Consider the following 15,430-nt stretch of genomic DNA (forward strand, 5'->3'; position numbering starts at 1 on the left):
ACTAAAGTATGCTTTAAAGTAACTTAATATCTTAAAGTCTTTTCGACTACATACCAATTTAAATAAGGATTTACCATGTCATTATTCAAACCAATGCCACTGCTCAAATCAATGCCACTTTCTAAATCAATCGTAGCAACTGCTATAGCCTTAGTTGTTTCAACCTCTGCGTTGGCACACGATCCCAAAATGCACGCTGAAAAAGACCAAATGAACTGTGAGAAAATGCAAAAGCATATGCAGATGATGCAAAAAATGGATCATAGCAAAATGGATATGAATGATCCTGCTATGAAAGCCATGATGGCTAACATGAGCAAAATGAAAGCGATGTACCAAAAGCACTGTGTGAGCAGCGATAGCGATTCTTAAATATCAATTTATAAGTTCAATACTATAGTCAGTTCAATATAATTTCGATACAAGGAAACCGAGTGCAAGTTATACATTAATATGCTTAGCGAGGATGACGCTGTAGCGGATTTATATAGACTTGACTATATTGTCAGAGAAGCTGATCAAGCAGTAATGGGATATTAAATAAAATGGATTTTTAGGACAAACCTATGAAGTTTTTACTAGGAATACTGTTTACTGTCTTTGTCGCTATTGTGGGCATTTTTATGGTGGTGACTAGTGGCATGATAAATATCGGTGCTGATCGAGCTCATAGTCCGCTGGTTTACGATTTTTTAGAAACTGCCCGCACACGCTCGATTGAACATGCCAGTAAGAATATTTTGGTTCCCAATTTAAAAAAGGCGGAGATGATCAGCTCGGGCGGTGCAGATTACAAAGATATGTGTGCAGGCTGTCATTTATCTCCTGGCGTCAACAGCACAGATTTAAATAGCGGTATGTACCCAAAGCCTCCTAACTTTACTCAGGCGGATATCGTTAAGCGCTATCGAAACGAGGCTGGTGCCAGACAAAGCTTTTGGGCGATTAAACATGGCATTATGGCGTCTGGCATGCCCGCTTGGGGCGCTACTCACGATGATGACAGAATATGGGCGATGGTTGCTTTTATTAGATCGCTACCTAACTTAAATGAAAACCAGTACACCATGCTAACGACTCGGTTAGACGATAGTATGTTGGATATGTCATTTGATGGTGAGATGGATATGTCAGGTGATGGATCCGGCATGCAACATTGATTTTTTGTACAAAATGCAGTGCTCAATAGTGCTGCTTTTTGCGATTTGAGTTTTAAGCTTTGCTAGCACTATTTTGTCCAGTGATGTGGCTCTAATTTTTATAATATTTAATCGTCAGACAGACGCTCGGGAGTGGTTTTATGAGACGCTATACTAATAGATTTATTAATGAACATAATCTGATATCTGGCCGTGTGCTCTCGGCGATCGTGGTATTGCCGTTATCGTTAACGATTGCCGCTTGTAGTCAACCTAACTCCGCTGCTGCTGACTCAACACCAGCGACTGAGCCAACTGTTGCTACGCACACGGAGCAACCAACAGCTGAAATAATGCCAGTCAGCGCTCCTTCAGATACCCAATCAACTATCCTAAAAAATATCTCAGCCACCGTCTATAAAGATGCGAATTGTGGCTGCTGCAAAGAATGGGTCGGTTATGCCGAAGGTCATGGTTTAAACGCAACTGCACAGAATGTCGAAGACGTGTCCTTGTTTAAAGAGCGATACAGCGTACCGCAGCAAATGCGCTCTTGCCATACCACCGTCACTACTGATGGCTACGTATTTGAAGGTCATGTCCCTGCTAAGTATATGGCGCAGTTCCTAAAAAACCCGCCAAGTGATGCGATTGGCCTTGCTGTCCCGAGCATGCCAGTCGGTAGCCCAGGTATGGAATACCAAGATAAATTTATGCCATATAAAGTGATGCAGCTTAATAAAGATGGCTCAACAGCTATTTATGCAACTATTGACTCACCGCAGCAGCAAATCTAGCTTGGTTGTCGTTTAAATAGCTTATCCAGCTCTATTAATAAGCGGCCAAAGTCATAGACTTAGCTGATAAATATAGACTCGACTCTCACTTTATAGATATAAATCAGGTGAATTATTATGAACACAACTATGTTTAACCGCAGGCGTTTTTTAACCGGATCCTCTGCTGTCCTTGGTGCATCCTTGATACCAACCATGGCCAGTAGTGCGTTGGGACATGCCAGTCGCTCGGGCAGTCAGAGTGCTACTATCAATAGTGATCAAAATACTCATGAAGTGCCTGTATTAACCGGTACAGAGTTTGATTTATACGTCAGTAAACAGTCCGCTATTGTGAACGGTAAAAAGAGCATGGCGACACTCATCAATGACTCGCTGCCAGCACCGACGCTAAAGATGCGTGAAGGCGATACAGTAACCATTCGTGTTCATAATCAGATGGATGAGTCGACCTCTATTCATTGGCATGGTCTGCTCGTCCCATTTGAGATGGATGGCGTACCAGGTATCAGTTTTGATGGCATTCCCGCGAACAGCACCTTTACTTATAAATTCAAACTTAAACAATCAGGCACCTATTGGTATCACTCTCATAGTGGGTTCCAAGAGCAAACCGGTATGCTGGGTGCTATTGTGATTGAGCCAAAAGGCCGTGAGCGTCATCCAGTCGCAGAAGACCATGTGATCGTGCTGAGTGATTGGACGCACCGCGATCCGCACAATCTCTTGAAGCTGCTCAAACAGCGCGCTGACTTTGATAATTATCATCTGCCAGACTTCAAAAAACTACTATCTGATATTGCCGCAACAGATTTAGAAGCCGCTTATGACAAGCGCAAAATGTGGAATCAGATGCGCATGATGCCGACGGATTTTACTGATTTGTCTGGCGAAAAGACCTTTACCTATCTGATGAATGGTAAGACCACAGCGGCCAATTGGACACAACTAGTAAAAGCAGGACAGCCCGTTAAATTACGCTTTATCAATGCCTCAGCACAGACGATATTCGATGTGCGTATACCGGGTCTCAAGATGACTGTGGTAGCAACAGATGGTATTGATGTCGCACCCGTTGCGATTGATGATTTCCGCATTGGCGTGGCTGAGACCTATGATGTCATCGTCACGCCTACTCAAGATGCACATACGATATTTGCCCAAAATATCGATCGTTCAGGCTATGTCGCGACCACGCTTGCAACTAAAAAAGGCGCGCGAGCTGCCATACCTGCTATGGACAAGATCGAATGGTTGACCATGGCAGATATGATGGGTGCGATGGGTGATAAAGGCTACAAAGCAAAGCATGCTAAGACCGAGTATGACTTTAAATCTGATATGCGTGTCGACAGTCCACGTATGAACCTCGATGATCCCGGTATTAACCTGCGTGATATTGATAGAAAGGTTTTGACTTATGACCAATTACGTTCCGTGGATGAGGCTATATTTGCGGAGCAGCGCAAGCCTACCCGAGAGATCGAGCTACATTTAACGGGTAACATGGAGCGCTATATTTGGGCGTTGGATGGTGTCATGTTTAAGGATGCAACGCCTGTCAATATTAAGCCAAACGAGCGTGTGCGTATTACCTTAGTCAATGACACGATGATGAATCACCCTATGCACCTGCATGGTATGTGGAGCGACTTGCGCACGCCATCTGGAGACTTTCAGGTACGTAAACATACGATTGTGGTTCAGCCAGCGCAAAAAATTAGCTTCGATGTGACGGGAGAAGTTGGACGATGGGCGTGGCATTGCCATCTGCTTTATCACATGGAAGCCGGCATGTTCAGAGAAGTTGCCGTCGTTTAACAAACCTTCGAATATGAGGCTTATTATGAAAACATCTAAGAAAAATCTGTCATTCATTGGTTTGTCATCGCTAGTCTTGCTCACATCACCTTTTGCGACAGCTGCTGAGATGTCGAATATGGATCACAGTGGCATGAATATGTCTGGTGGTATGTCCGATATGGATCACAGTGGCATGGATATGTCTGGTGGTATGTCCGATATGGATCACAGTGGCATGGATATGTCAGGCGATATGTCTGGTATGGATCATAGCGGCATGGATCATCGCAATATGGATATGTCGGGTATGCAAGGTGGGCAGCCACCAGCTGATGCTCGCAGTCCAGACTATTCAAATGGAGTTCCTTACGGACAGTATGGTAAGCCAATTATGGTAAGCCAATGATGATGGGCAGCATGCCATTATGGGGAGTCTCAGTAGACGACTTGGGCTATCAGTTTGACGAAGATCAAATCAACTTCGAGGCGACGGGTTGGTACGGTACTGATAGCAATCGTATAAGGCTACGTACGGAAGGTAGTGCTCAGACTAAGGATGATAAAGAAATTGATAGCTTGAGCTCACTTGCTTATTGGAAACCACTGAGTGCTTTTTGGAATAGTGAAGCTGGTGTCGCTTACGATACTGAAAACGATAACGCTGCCATAATGGCAGGTATTGTCGGTACCGCGCCGTATTTCATCGAAACAGATGCGAGAGCCTACTTATATACCGATGGTCAACTTCGTCTTGATCTAGGTGCAGAGTACGAATGGCGTTTGGATCAGCATTGGGTAGTCATACCGGAGGTAGGATTGACTGCCTTTAGTAAAGATGACCATGATAATGGTATTACCCAAGGCTTTAATGAGATGGATGCTGAGGTTAGGCTGACTTACGAGATGTTCAGTCGCCAGCTAGCCCCTTATGTGGGTGTTAGTTATGAGACAGCGCTTGGCAAGGCTCGTGGTCAACGACGTCAAGAAGATGAATCAGTTGATAGCAGTAGTTTGACTGCGGGGGTTAAATTCTGGTTTTAACTGTCTACCCATTTTAATTTAACAAAACAATGGAGGTCATATCATGGAAGCTGCTAAGCAAAAAAATATGAACCCTTATGTAAAATTTACTTTAATGATTCTGACATCGACTGTCATCATGTATATCATGATGTATTTTAATACCTACCAATGGGATCACATTTACTTTAGTGAAACCCGAGCTTATATGGCACTCTACATGGGCGCAGGCATGGCAGTCGTCATGTTGGCATTTATGACCAATATGTATAAAAAGACCAAGATCAATTTGATGATCTATGGTCTAAGTGTATTGATGTTTGCAGTTGGTATTTGGGGCGTTAGATCTCAAGCAACTGTCGATCAAGTCGATTGGATGCAAGCGATGATACCGCATCACTCGATTGCTATTCTCACCAGTAGTCGCGCTGATATTGAAGATCCGCGTGTACAAAAGCTTGCTGATGATATTATAAAAGCACAAAAACGTGAAATTGATGAAATGAAGCAGTTGATTGATGAGCTTGAATAAGAGAATGGTGTACCAGTGAACGCTGCGAAAAGTGATCACTCTTTTCTGCTCAGACGCTCAATGACCCAGCCTGCTAGTGGGAAAGACACCAACTGTGTCAGTGGAACAAGTATTATCGTTTCAATTAATACCACCACTGGCAGGCTTAATCCTTGGGTCACAGGCTTCAATAACGTCAATACGATTAGGAGCGTTGGATAAAGTCCGACATATCCTATCAATATGCGTATAAGTCTGTCTTTGGAATTCTGATTCATTGCCTACTACCTATTGATAAAACGATAAAAGAAAAACCTTTAAGCGACAAAAACAATAATTGTCGCTTAAAGATTGACTGTCTGTGAATATCCAACAAGTCACAAATTTATAAATGAAAATAAGGCCATTAGTATTAATGGCCTTATCTCAGTCACTGTTTATGTACTTTGCTATTCTTGATAGTAAGGATAATCACTGTAGCCCACATCAGTACCACCATACATCGTGGTAGGATCTACTTCATTCAATGGCCAGTTATTGGCAATACGCTCTGGCAGATCAGGATTGGCGATAAAAGGACGACCAAACGCGAATAAATCACCGTAGCCTTTTTCTAAAATGTTCACAGCTTTTTGTACCGTGTACTTGCCAGCATAAATAATACGGCCTGAAAACTCTTCTCTGACTGCTTGATAAAAAGTGTCTGGTAAATCAGGCGCATTATCCCAATCAGCTTCTGCAATGGACAAATAAGCAATACCCGCTTGCTCAAGCAATTTGACTGCTTCGACATAGGTATGATGGGGATCTGACTCTACCAAGCCTAAATACACGCGCGTCTCATCCGTACTCGCAAATAATGGCGCAAAGCGTACGCCTAAACGATCAGCACCCACCACATCACTGACAGCAGCGACGATTTCTTTTAAGAAGCGCAAACGATTGGTCAACGACCCACCATATTGATCATCACGGTGATTGGTGTGCTCAGAGATAAACTGATTGACCAAATAACCGTTAGCACAATGCAGCTCTACCCCATCAAAACCCGCCTCCAATGCATTGCGCGCAGCGGCCGCATACATCGTTACCAACTCACCAACTTCATCGGTACTGAGAGCGCGTGGCTCACTTGGATCAGCCAATGCACCTGCACCTGGACCTGTTTCAATAAATACTTTGACGTTATCAGCGGTAATATCAGACGGCCCTACCGGCTGAGCACCATTAGGCTGCAAGCTGGTGTGCGACACACGGCCTACATGCCAAAGCTGAGCAAAAATAATACCGCCTTTGTCATGTACTGCTTGCGTGACTTTTTTCCAGCCTTCAACTTGGGCTGGTGAATGGATACCCGGTGTCCAAGCATAACCTTGACCTCTTGGCTCAATCTGCGTACCTTCCGTCACCATAAAGCCTGCTGACGCACGCTGTGCATAATAGCTGGCCATTAAGTCATTAGGGATATTGTCAGGTTGCGTGCTACGAGAGCGTGTCAATGGCGGCATTACGATACGGTTGTTGAGCGTATAAGGCCCAAGTGCTACAGAGGAAAATAATGTCTTTGTACCTGGAATAGTTTGTGTCATAAGTATCTCTTTTAAAGCAGCTGATGGCTTATTATTGAATGTATTGAGCCTGTTTTAATGCTTAACAGCTCATTTAGTGGCTACTTAAGCAATGTTGGTCAGCATAGCGTTTTGCAGGTACAATTAGAAACAACCGTTTCTTGTTTAAGTTACAATTATTAATGGTATGAAATTATGAATGGTATGAATCGGCTCGATATCAAGCAACTTAGAGTATTGCAGGCGCTACTTGATCTAAAAAACTTGTCGCAAGTCGCACGCAAAATGGGGCTGACCCAACAAGCCATCAGTGAGCAGTTACGCAAGTTACGTGAGGTGTTTGATGATCGTTTGTTTATTCGTCAAGGCAATAGCATGGTGGCAACACCAAAAGCGCTATCGATGCAGCAACCTATTGACCATATATTAAAGCAGTTGGAAGATTTGTTAGAGCCAGAGATTTTTATGCCGCACACATACAAAGGCATATTTACGATTAGTGCGACTGACTATGCGACGCAGGCATTATTACCGCAATTGTTTAATATTACGCGACGCGAAGCACCAGATTTGAAGTTAATCGTACGTGATTTTGCCTCAGACAATATCAATCAGCTGATTGCAGCAGGCGAGCTTGATTTGTTGATTACCTTCCCTGAATTTATCCCTGATAACTTATCATATGTGACTTTATTTGAAGAGCAACATTTATGCGTGACGGGTTGTGAAAATACCTTTGCCACAGAGCCATTGACGCTGTCGCAAGTGGCTGCACACGCGCAGCTAGTCGTGTCACCCTCGCGTGCTAATTTACGCGGCTCTCATGATCAATGGTTTGCAGAAAAAGGTCTAAAACGAAATATTGTGATGTCGGTTCCTAGCTTTTCGGCTGTACCAGATATTTTGCACACGACTGACATGATTGCGTTTTATCCTTCGCGATTATTGCCGAGCAATAAGGTCAAAGAACTTGAGGTGGAAGCATTGCCGCCTACTTTTAAGGTCATCGCAGCATGGCATCCACGTACTGCTGACAGTGGCATACATCGTTGGTTAATCGAGCAATTACGAAATCTATAATAAGTAACTTAGCTATAGCCAACTTTGAAACGACATCGGAAGTTTTTAAATTCAAACTTGATGGAAATAATGTGGTGGCAAACTACGAATAATAAGCAACGTTATCTCTAATTTGATATGCCATTAATAATTGCTGTATTAACCTAAAACATCCTTTGATTCTGAGATTCAAAGGATGTCTTATTTTTGACAATTACGCTGAAACACCATGATCTATGCTTTTCAAACTACTTACCCAAACTGAAAGGCAGACAACTGCGTTTTTAGCACTTGCTGGGAGTAAATCTTGTGCCCTTTGTCACGTCCTGCTGCACCTACCGCTATCATAAGCGGTAACAAATGCTCCTCTGCCCCTAACGGATGTGAGTCAAGCGCGTGAGGCGCATTTTTCCAATTGGCCAATGCCGCAAGTCGTTTATCCGAATCTGCTAATTCCACAGTATTCGTTAGCCATTCATCAAAACGCTCTGATGGTTCAGTAAAACTAGTATCACCATAACCACGCATATTATGAAAGCTCATGCCGCTACCGACGATTAGCACACCCTCTGTACGCAGTGATGCCAGTGCTTGACCAGCAGCTAAATGCGCCTTCGGGTCTAAATCATGACGCAAAGATAGCTGCACCACTGGAATATCTGCCTCAGGGAACATTAGCTTAAGCGGTATAAATACGCCATGATCAAAACCGCGCTCCGCATCTTGTTTATTACCTACCTCTGCCTTTGTCAGTAGACTACTGACTTGCTCTGTCAATGCTGGCGCGCCTGAGGCTGGATAAGTCAAACTATAAGTATGTTCAGGAAAGCCATAATAATCATAAATGAGATCAGGTTGCTTGCCAGCGGTGATACTAAATTCAGCCGTCTGCCAATGCGCACTAATGATTAAGATAGCCTTTGGTCGCTCAGGCAAACGAGCAGAAATGCCCTTTAAAAACGTTGCCATCTCATACCACGTATCCGCTGGTTGCCAATCCATAAAAAAACAAGGCCCTGCACCATGCGGTATAAACAGTACAGGCTGGCTGACTGGCTCATTAGATAAAAGTGTTGTCATGGCTTTCCCCTTGTTGCTTGTCTTAAATGGCTATTTTCAAATGGCTTTATTCACTAATAATTGAATAATCCCATTTACAATTATAAAACCTAGTCTAATTTTTCTGATAATACTTTATCCATACTGAGGGAGCCGCCACCTTGAATAGCTAGGGCAAGCGTAGCTACCATCAATGTTAGCGCGTATTCATAACCGCCATTATCAGCAAATAGCCCATTGCTAATATGGACAGAAAAAATAGCCACTAACATGGTAAAGGCTGCGGCTAAAGCAGCTGGTCTGGTTAACAAACCTAATACCAGAGCCAGACCACCGAAGAACTCAGCACCACCTGCTAGTATCGCCATTAAGTAGCCAGGTTCCATACCCATACTGCTTAACCATTGAGCCGTACCTGCCAATCCATTGCCACCAAACCAACCAAATAATTTTTGGGCGCCATGGGCTGCTAAAATCAGGCCAACGGGTACACGAAGCACTAAGGCCGCTGCTCCAGCTTTTGATGTCAAAATAGTATTTAATAGTGATGATTTCATTGATGCTCACTCCATAACGTATGATTAGAATAAATAGTGTCGAAAATGATATAGGCACACTTTACTATCAACGCTATAAAAGAGTAAGCTCAGTTATATTGAATAATTATCAACATACTGTTTATAGTGGATTTGATATCAAGAGAAATATAGGAATAAATATGGATAGAATCGATGCCATGCGCGCTTTCGTCGCGGTAGTAACAGAAGGCAGTTTTAGTAAGGCGGCAATTACGATGCAGCTCTCGCCGCAGCTAGTAAGCAAGTATGTGGCAAAGCTAGAGGAGGAACTGCATACTCGCCTGCTCAACCGCACTACGCGCAAAGTCAGCCTGACTGAAGCTGGCAGTCAATACTTTACGCATGCGCAGCAGATTTTATTGAGTATTGATGAGATGGCATCGCAGTTAGGCGGCTTACAGCAGCATCCTAAAGGCGTCCTGCGAATCAGTGCTCCCGTGTCCTTTGCCTTAAAGCATATGGCGAAACTCATCACTGATTTTCAGGATCGCTATCCGTCAGTTACCGTTGATCTGCAGTTGAGTGATCGAAAAGTAGATATCGTTGAAGAAGGGTTTGATATTGCCCTGCGTATCGGACAGCTCCAAAGCTCGTCACTTATCGCCAAGCAGATTGCTCCGATTCGCGTGGTGTTATGCGCCTCGCCCGAGTACCTCAAAGCTCATGGCACACCTAAGCAACTTGAGGATTTAGAGTCGCATCGCTATTTGCATTATAGCTATATGAATGTAGAAACTAAGGGTCAAATCTACAAATACCTAAAGACCAAACAATTCAAAGAACATAGCGTTTTTCATAGTAATAATGGCGACGTACTCGTTGAAGCAGCTATTGCAGGCGGAGGATTGATATTACAGCCGACTTTTATTGCTAGTGAAGCGTTGAGCTCTGGCAAGTTGGTCGTAGTGTTGCCAGAATATGAACCTAGCCCTTTAGGCTTATATGCCGTCTACGCCCATAGAAAACTACTACCTCACAAAGTCAGATGCTTTATCGACTTTATGACCACCTACTATGGCACGCCGCCGTATTGGGATGAGAATATATAGCTTTAAACATAGAGACATAAAAAAGCCACGACACATTATGTATCGTGGCTTTCGGTTCAAGCAAACTTAAGCAAGCACTGATTTAATAATCAGATCCAACCTTCTTCTAATAGGTGCTCAGTATTGCTGATTTTAAAATTATTGCATAAGTCATAGAATGCCATTGGGTCTTCAACATTATCGAGTAATTCTCTTTTATGCAGTGCCACAAAAAGCGCCAACGCATACGCTGCACTATGGATAGATTTTTGAGGATTAAAAGTGATATCAGTAAATCCCTGATATTGAATCACTTCCTCATGCAGCTGAGGGTTTTGCTTGAGCGCATTCACGTACAGCCAATCATAAAATGTTGTTAACGGCTCTACGCCCCATTCCATACCAAAGTAGTTGTAACCAATGAGCTCGCCCGAGGTCATCAATCGCTCATCTTTTCTGGCTTGTCTTGGCGCTACTGTTAGCAAATCTGTATAAGGACCACCATCTTCAAAAACCATACTGGCTTGAAAAGCATTTTCGACACTATATGGATTGCCATCATGCTCATCAGTAATCTTTAAACTAAACGGGCTTAGCGGAAAACTTAGCTTATTACCAGATTTACTAGACAGCTCTAGCACGTGCTTAAATCCATACTTTTTACGAATGACTTGTTGTAAGTCATTGATGGATTTTTTCTTTTGTCTGGTCGCAAATCCCACATGTCGCTCAAACATAACCATATCCGTTTTTACCAAATTGTCACTGTTGACTTTGGGCATGAATACGGGTCTTTGTTCTATCGTATTTGGTACTTCTTCCATAGTGATGTGCCTTAATATCAATGGTCTTGTATAAATATTTTGTGTTAACGGTGCTGAGATCACCTGCTGTTGACGGTGTACTCTGTCATTGCTAGCCGTGTTTATTATTGGTGTTTTATTCGCTAGCAGCCAAATACAGTGAATTGATCGAGAGTTATCGAACCCTATCAGCGCTCGCTGGGCAGTTTATCTTATTCTTAGTCATTTATCCTGCCCTATTTTAGAATTAATGCCGCCACACCTTCAACAATAAACCATAATTGAGCTATTTTGTATTCAACGCCAAATATAAGACGCTATTATAAATGAGCTTAAAAGTATTCAAAGAAATCTGCTTGACCTTACCATGATGTCAACCTATATGCTGTCGCTATAGATTTGAAAATAAGATTAAAAATATAGTTAAAAACGACAGAGGTTGTTATGAAAACAAAAAATACTAAAGCCCCTACTTATCATGAAGTACTGAGCATTGAAGGCATGAGTTGCGCCTCGTGTGTCGGACGTATCGAAAAGCAGTTAAAAAATATTGAACATGTTGAAAACGCCGAGGTAAATCTTGCAACTGAAAAGGCGACTGTTTATTCATCGCAGCCTTTAGATGTTGCCCAGTTAAACAAAGCGGTAGAGCGTGCAGGCTATAAAGTGACTGAAACCAAGCCTATCGAGCTATCCATAGAAGGCATGAGCTGTGCCTCTTGCGTTGGACGAGTAGAAAAATCCTTAGCCAAAGTCGCTGGCGTGCAACAAGCCACAGTAAACCTTGCGACTGAACGCGCTTGGATTAAAGCCGACGCTCAAATAAAAACGAGTGAATTGATTGAGGCCGTTAAAAAAGCGGGCTACGAGGCCAAACTGGTAGAACAAGACCAAAGTGATCGACAAGATAAGAAAGCCACGGAGCAAAATCAGCTTAAACGAGATTTGGGATTTTCTGCGCTGTTGTCACTGCCCGTATTCATTTTAGCAATGGGTTCGCATATGATTCCCGCCTTTCATATGTGGGTAGTGAATAACCTCGGCACTCAGCAAAGTTGGCTGATACAGTTTGTTTTGACCACATTGGTACTACTCTTTCCAGGCCGACGCTTTTATCAAAAAGGCGTGCCAGCCTTATTACGTTTTGCGCCAGATATGAATTCGCTAGTGGCGATTGGTACTATCGCAGCGTATGGCTTTTCTCTGATAGCGACTTTTATCCCGCAAGCGTTACCTGAAGGCACGGTGCACGTCTATTACGAAGCCGCTGCTATGATTGTGAGCTTGATATTACTAGGTCGTTATTTTGAAGCAAAAGCCAAAGGCCGTACTTCTGGGGCCATTCAGCATTTAGTAGGCATGCAGGCAAAGACGGCCCGTATACACCAAGATAATAAAGTCATTGAAGTCCCTGTAGAGGACGTCACCGCACAAATGATCGTTGAGATTCGTCCAGGCGAGCGTGTGCCTATCGATGGCGAAGTCGTTGACGGTCACAGTTATATTGATGAATCTATGATCACTGGTGAACCTGTCCCTATGAAAAAACAAGCAGGTGATCAAGTAGTCGGCGGTACTATCAACCAAAACGGTACCGTGAATATTCGGGCAACGGCCATTGGTGAAGATTCTGTATTAGCGCAAATCATTCGTATGGTAGAACAAGCCCAAGGCTCTAAATTACCGATTCAAGCATTGGTGGATAAAGTCACCATGTGGTTTGTACCAGCGGTGATGTTTTTATCAGCATTAACCTTTATAGTTTGGTTGATTTTTGGCCCTGACCCTGCTTTAACCTTTGGTTTAATCAATGCGGTTGCCGTGCTCATTGTAGCCTGCCCTTGTGCAATGGGATTGGCCACTCCCACCTCTATTATGGTCGGTACGGGTCGTGGTGCAGAATTGGGTGTGCTATTCCGTAAAGGCGAAGCGCTACAAATACTTCAGGATGTGAGCGTGGTTGCCGTTGATAAAACAGGCACATTGACTGAAGGCAAACCTACCCTAACGGATTTCCAAGTCCAACAAGGGTTTGAGAAAGAACAAGTCTTACGTGTGGTGGCATCGGTTGAAGCAAAGTCTGAGCATCCCATTGCCTTAGCCATTGTACAAGCAGCAGAACAACAGAGTATTCAACTGCTGCCTATCACTGACTTTGAAGCGATGACAGGTTTGGGTATTCAAGCAAACGTGGCAGGCCAAGTGATCCACATTGGCGCAGATCGTTATATGCAACAATTAGGGCTTGATGTTGCGCCTTTTGAACAAGATGCGCTACGTTTGGGGCAAGAAGGTAAAACCCCACTCTATGTATCGATTGACCAGCAGTTGGCCGCTATCATTGCCGTTGCAGATCCTATCAAAGAGACGACTCATGCCGCCATCGCCGCACTACATCAGTTGGGCTTAAAAGTAGCCATGATTACAGGCGATAATCGCCATACCGCCCAAGCGATTGCCGCAAAATTAAATATCGATCAGGTAGTGGCAGAAGTATTACCCGAAGGCAAAGTGGATGCAGTACGTCAGTTGCAAGAACAATATGGCCGAGTGGCATTTGTTGGCGATGGTATCAATGATGCCCCTGCATTGGCTCAATCCGATGTTGGATTGGCCATAGGTACAGGCACAGATGTGGCGATTGAGGCGGCTGAAGTGGTGCTAATGTCAGGTAGTCTGCAAGGCGTGCCTACCGCGATTGCCTTGAGTAAAGCCACCATCAGTAATATCAGACAAAATCTGGCTTGGGCATTTATTTACAATGTTGCTTTAATCCCGATCGCCGCAGGTGTCTTGTATCCCGCCTTTGGTATCCTGCTCTCACCCATTTTTGCGGCAGGCGCAATGGCACTGTCTTCTGTTTTCGTATTGGGTAATGCGTTACGCCTAAAGTATTTCAAAGCAACTGTCATTACAGAGTGAATATAGAATCGTAAAGGATATCCATATAGGGTTTAAACATTAATGCTTAAGCCCTTTCTAGGTTAGGAGGAAAAATATGAATATTGGTCAAGCATCAAAGCAATCAGGTATCTCTACCAAAATGATTCGTTACTATGAGCAGATTGGCTTGCTAGAAACCGTAAATCGCTCAAATTCAGGTTATCGCTTGTATTCTAAAGACGATATAGACGACTTATGCTTTTTAAGACATTCTCGTGACTTAGGATTCTCATCTAAGCAAATGAAAGAGTTACTGTATTTGCGCAAAAATGCCAACCGTCAGAGTGCAGATGTTAAGCAACTGACACAAGAGCATATCGAAACGCTAAACCAAAAAATTGCCCAATTGCAAGAGATGGTCAACTCGCTACAGAATTCTTTTGATCATTGCGCGGGCGACGATAATGTAGAGTGCGCTATCTTAGAGGATCTTGGGCAAGGTCAATAAAAACTACTTTCGCTATATCAGACATGTCGGCATAGCTCCTTACTGTCAGTCGCCTAAAATATTCTCAACAATATCTGCACTCAAGCTCACACGATCAATCATTTCCACTAGAATAACCGTATAGGTAATACTGGCTCCATTGGTTAAAACCAATGGAGCGTTGCCGTTATGAATAGAGCCGTTAACAAGCACTATCAAAAGAGAAGTAAAAAATTAATATAGCTTAAGTATTGACGATCAGCTTAGTGCTAGTAGTTGATATCAGTCACACCTCAATGATAGGCACAGTTTTTCTGCATTTGGCGCCGAAGGCGCGTAGTTAATGACTTATTAAATTTCATCAAACTTCTGTTTTAGCTTGTAGTTATTACTCAGTAACCTTTGAATATCCGACTCTTCGAAACCCAACTGCTGTAGAAGATGAAGCTAAAAAACAGCTTCCATTTTTCGACATAGACTCCATAGCTTCTGGCCTTTAGGTAATCATCCCAACCATAAGACACTTATCAAATAGAATTAAGCTGCGTGGTTTAGTTTCTGCATTGGCGTAAAACCGCCATTGCCCATATTCGGGCGCTCGTGGTTGTAGTGATATAACCAAGCCTCAGCTTGCTGACGGACTTGGTCTAAATCTGTAAATAATTCCTGATTTAACCAATCATAACGCATTGTTC

17 protein-coding genes are annotated in these 15,430 nt (G+C 43.3%); 11 read left to right on the forward strand and 6 right to left on the reverse strand.

Annotation, left to right across the window (positions count from 1 at the left end; all coding sequences use genetic code 11):
- Window positions 1-75 precede the first annotated feature (75 nt).
- The 7 genes from CXF61_RS08700 to CXF61_RS08725 all read left to right on the forward strand — a co-directional run bounded on the left by CXF61_RS08700 (window position 76) and on the right by CXF61_RS08725 (window position 5,291).
- Window positions 76-372: a hypothetical protein gene (locus tag CXF61_RS08700; RefSeq protein WP_227522875.1), complete on the forward strand. Its 297-nt coding sequence runs from the start codon at window positions 76-78 to the stop codon at window positions 370-372.
- Window positions 373-566: 194 nt separating this feature from the next.
- Entirely contained in the window at window positions 567-1,160 is a 594-nt protein-coding gene (locus CXF61_RS08705) for a c-type cytochrome (RefSeq protein WP_165597926.1), read from the forward strand.
- Window positions 1,161-1,300: 140 nt separating this feature from the next.
- The gene (locus CXF61_RS08710; RefSeq protein WP_165597927.1) at window positions 1,301-1,936 is read left to right on the forward strand and encodes a DUF411 domain-containing protein; all 636 of its coding nucleotides are present in this window, start codon (window positions 1,301-1,303) and stop codon (window positions 1,934-1,936) included.
- 117 nt (window positions 1,937-2,053) lie between these two features.
- The gene (locus CXF61_RS08715; RefSeq protein ID WP_227526641.1) at window positions 2,054-3,757 is read left to right on the forward strand and encodes a copper resistance system multicopper oxidase; all 1,704 of its coding nucleotides are present in this window, start codon (window positions 2,054-2,056) and stop codon (window positions 3,755-3,757) included.
- A 25-nt stretch (window positions 3,758-3,782) separates the two neighbouring features.
- Window positions 3,783-4,145 (forward strand): hypothetical protein, encoded by a 363-nt coding sequence (locus tag CXF61_RS14165; protein WP_227526642.1) that lies wholly within the window; start codon window positions 3,783-3,785, stop codon window positions 4,143-4,145.
- Window positions 4,142-4,780 carry a copper resistance protein B gene (locus CXF61_RS14170; RefSeq protein WP_227526643.1) on the forward strand — a complete coding sequence of 213 codons (639 nt, stop codon included), beginning with the start codon at window positions 4,142-4,144 and terminating at the stop codon, window positions 4,778-4,780. Before CXF61_RS14165 ends, CXF61_RS14170 begins: the two co-directional genes overlap by 4 nt.
- 43 nt (window positions 4,781-4,823) lie before the next feature.
- Window positions 4,824-5,291 carry a DUF305 domain-containing protein gene (locus CXF61_RS08725; RefSeq protein WP_165597928.1) on the forward strand — a complete coding sequence of 156 codons (468 nt, stop codon included), beginning with the start codon at window positions 4,824-4,826 and terminating at the stop codon, window positions 5,289-5,291.
- A gap of 35 nt (window positions 5,292-5,326) precedes the next feature.
- On the opposite strand, the gene CXF61_RS08730 is transcribed toward CXF61_RS08725, so the two are convergent.
- Window positions 5,327-5,548 carry a putative antibiotic biosynthesis monooxygenase gene (locus CXF61_RS08730; RefSeq protein ID WP_101204544.1) on the reverse strand — a complete coding sequence of 74 codons (222 nt, stop codon included), beginning with the start codon at window positions 5,546-5,548 and terminating at the stop codon, window positions 5,327-5,329.
- Window positions 5,549-5,719: 171 nt separating this feature from the next.
- Window positions 5,720-6,859 carry an alkene reductase gene (locus tag CXF61_RS08735; RefSeq protein WP_101204543.1) on the reverse strand — a complete coding sequence of 380 codons (1,140 nt, stop codon included), beginning with the start codon at window positions 6,857-6,859 and terminating at the stop codon, window positions 5,720-5,722.
- Between the two features lie 174 nt (window positions 6,860-7,033).
- Between CXF61_RS08735 and CXF61_RS08740 the strand changes: the two genes are divergently transcribed.
- Window positions 7,034-7,918, forward strand: coding sequence for a LysR family transcriptional regulator (locus CXF61_RS08740; protein ID WP_102094142.1), 885 nt, complete (start codon window positions 7,034-7,036; stop codon window positions 7,916-7,918).
- Between the two features lie 231 nt (window positions 7,919-8,149).
- Here CXF61_RS08740 and CXF61_RS08745 read toward each other — a convergent pair whose 3' ends face one another.
- Window positions 8,150-8,977 carry a DODA-type extradiol aromatic ring-opening family dioxygenase gene (locus tag CXF61_RS08745; protein ID WP_165597929.1) on the reverse strand — a complete coding sequence of 276 codons (828 nt, stop codon included), beginning with the start codon at window positions 8,975-8,977 and terminating at the stop codon, window positions 8,150-8,152.
- Window positions 8,978-9,066: 89 nt separating this feature from the next.
- Window positions 9,067-9,513, reverse strand: coding sequence for a DoxX family protein (locus tag CXF61_RS08750; RefSeq protein ID WP_165597930.1), 447 nt, complete (start codon window positions 9,511-9,513; stop codon window positions 9,067-9,069).
- 161 nt (window positions 9,514-9,674) lie between these two features.
- On the opposite strand from CXF61_RS08750, the gene CXF61_RS08755 reads away from it, so the two are divergent.
- A complete protein-coding gene (locus CXF61_RS08755; protein WP_165597931.1) occupies window positions 9,675-10,583 on the forward strand; it encodes a LysR family transcriptional regulator in 909 nt (302 codons plus the stop codon).
- Window positions 10,584-10,672: 89 nt separating this feature from the next.
- Here the strand turns inward: CXF61_RS08755 and CXF61_RS08760 are convergent, their stop codons facing one another.
- The gene (locus CXF61_RS08760; RefSeq protein WP_165597932.1) at window positions 10,673-11,386 is read right to left on the reverse strand and encodes a DarT1-associated NADAR antitoxin family protein; all 714 of its coding nucleotides are present in this window, start codon (window positions 11,384-11,386) and stop codon (window positions 10,673-10,675) included.
- Window positions 11,387-11,809: 423 nt separating this feature from the next.
- Here CXF61_RS08760 and CXF61_RS08765 point away from each other — a divergent pair, with 423 nt between their 5' ends.
- Both CXF61_RS08765 and cueR read left to right on the forward strand, forming a co-directional pair.
- Window positions 11,810-14,287 (forward strand): heavy metal translocating P-type ATPase, encoded by a 2,478-nt coding sequence (locus tag CXF61_RS08765; RefSeq protein WP_165597933.1) that lies wholly within the window; start codon window positions 11,810-11,812, stop codon window positions 14,285-14,287.
- Window positions 14,288-14,363: 76 nt separating this feature from the next.
- On the forward strand, window positions 14,364-14,756 hold the full coding sequence (gene cueR / locus CXF61_RS08770) for a Cu(I)-responsive transcriptional regulator (protein ID WP_165597934.1): 393 nt from the start codon (window positions 14,364-14,366) through the stop codon (window positions 14,754-14,756).
- A gap of 516 nt (window positions 14,757-15,272) precedes the next feature.
- Here the strand turns inward: cueR and CXF61_RS08775 are convergent.
- A partial coding sequence (locus CXF61_RS08775) for an integrase core domain-containing protein (protein ID WP_165597935.1) occupies window positions 15,273-15,430 on the reverse strand: 158 nt, incomplete at its 5' end.

It is taken from the genome of Psychrobacter sp. 4Dc, assembly GCF_002836715.1.
Classification (GTDB): domain Bacteria; phylum Pseudomonadota; class Gammaproteobacteria; order Pseudomonadales; family Moraxellaceae; genus Psychrobacter.

Excerpts from the sequence above, each read along its gene's own strand:
- CXF61_RS08755 (WP_165597931.1), top strand. The coding sequence starts at position 9,675 with ATGGATAGAATCGATGCCATGCGCGCTTTCGTCGCGGTAGTAACAGAA.
- CXF61_RS08705 (WP_165597926.1), top strand. The coding sequence starts at position 567 with ATGAAGTTTTTACTAGGAATACTGTTTACTGTCTTTGTCGCTATTGTG.
- CXF61_RS08750 (WP_165597930.1), bottom strand. The coding sequence starts at position 9,513 with ATGAAATCATCACTATTAAATACTATTTTGACATCAAAAGCTGGAGCA.
- CXF61_RS08710 (WP_165597927.1), top strand. The coding sequence starts at position 1,301 with ATGAGACGCTATACTAATAGATTTATTAATGAACATAATCTGATATCT.
- CXF61_RS08745 (WP_165597929.1), bottom strand. The coding sequence starts at position 8,977 with ATGACAACACTTTTATCTAATGAGCCAGTCAGCCAGCCTGTACTGTTT.
- CXF61_RS08700 (WP_227522875.1), top strand. The coding sequence starts at position 76 with ATGTCATTATTCAAACCAATGCCACTGCTCAAATCAATGCCACTTTCT.
- CXF61_RS08725 (WP_165597928.1), top strand. The coding sequence starts at position 4,824 with ATGGAAGCTGCTAAGCAAAAAAATATGAACCCTTATGTAAAATTTACT.
- CXF61_RS08715 (WP_227526641.1), top strand. The coding sequence starts at position 2,054 with ATGAACACAACTATGTTTAACCGCAGGCGTTTTTTAACCGGATCCTCT.
- CXF61_RS08765 (WP_165597933.1), top strand. The coding sequence starts at position 11,810 with ATGAAAACAAAAAATACTAAAGCCCCTACTTATCATGAAGTACTGAGC.
- CXF61_RS08760 (WP_165597932.1), bottom strand. The coding sequence starts at position 11,386 with ATGGAAGAAGTACCAAATACGATAGAACAAAGACCCGTATTCATGCCC.
- CXF61_RS14165 (WP_227526642.1), top strand. The coding sequence starts at position 3,783 with ATGAAAACATCTAAGAAAAATCTGTCATTCATTGGTTTGTCATCGCTA.
- cueR (WP_165597934.1), top strand. The coding sequence starts at position 14,364 with ATGAATATTGGTCAAGCATCAAAGCAATCAGGTATCTCTACCAAAATG.
- CXF61_RS08735 (WP_101204543.1), bottom strand. The coding sequence starts at position 6,859 with ATGACACAAACTATTCCAGGTACAAAGACATTATTTTCCTCTGTAGCA.
- CXF61_RS08740 (WP_102094142.1), top strand. The coding sequence starts at position 7,034 with ATGAATGGTATGAATCGGCTCGATATCAAGCAACTTAGAGTATTGCAG.
- CXF61_RS14170 (WP_227526643.1), top strand. The coding sequence starts at position 4,142 with ATGATGATGGGCAGCATGCCATTATGGGGAGTCTCAGTAGACGACTTG.
- CXF61_RS08730 (WP_101204544.1), bottom strand. The coding sequence starts at position 5,548 with ATGAATCAGAATTCCAAAGACAGACTTATACGCATATTGATAGGATAT.